This is a genomic window from Halomonas sp. ATBC28, assembly GCF_005937175.1.
GTDB lineage: Bacteria > Pseudomonadota > Gammaproteobacteria > Pseudomonadales > Halomonadaceae > Vreelandella > Vreelandella titanicae.
In genome coordinates this window covers 1-460 of record NZ_VCQL01000106.1, presented here as the reverse complement: position 1 = coordinate 460, position 460 = coordinate 1, and the positions used below count along the sequence as shown (strand labels likewise).

Here is a 460-nt window from a genome sequence, read left to right as displayed (position 1 = left end):
ATGTTATTCTCCGTCTCCATCATAGCGAAATGCAGACTGGTTCGTAGCGCACGTACGGCTTCCACAGCAGAATCCGCCGGGTTATCCACCGCCAGGAAGGGGATATTTTTAGTACGATGGCGCTGCTGATTAGAAAATAAATTTTTCTTACGCAGACGGGTGCGTTTATCCAGCCACTCGGACATTGGGATAGTGGCATAAACGCTGATGCCGTGCTCTTCCAGTTGTTCCGGGGCTTCTACACCACGACGCAACATCGCACGCGCCAGCACGGCACCCACAGAAATAAACAGGCCAAGAATAAAACCAAGCACCACGTTCAACGCTTTTTCGGTTTCACTGGCTGCGGCTGAGTGACTGCCGGGTCGATAATCCGCACGTTACCAATGGCACTGGATTTCGAAATACTCAACTCCTGCTGGCGGTTAAGTAATTGCAGATATACCGCACGGCCCGCTTC

Annotated in this window: 1 pseudogene; it reads right to left on the bottom strand. The window is 51.7% G+C overall.

What is annotated here, in order from left to right:
- Positions 1-323, bottom strand: a pseudogene (locus E0L35_RS25545) (tyrosine-protein kinase); the annotation flags it as partial.
- Positions 324-460: the final 137 nt, after the last annotated feature.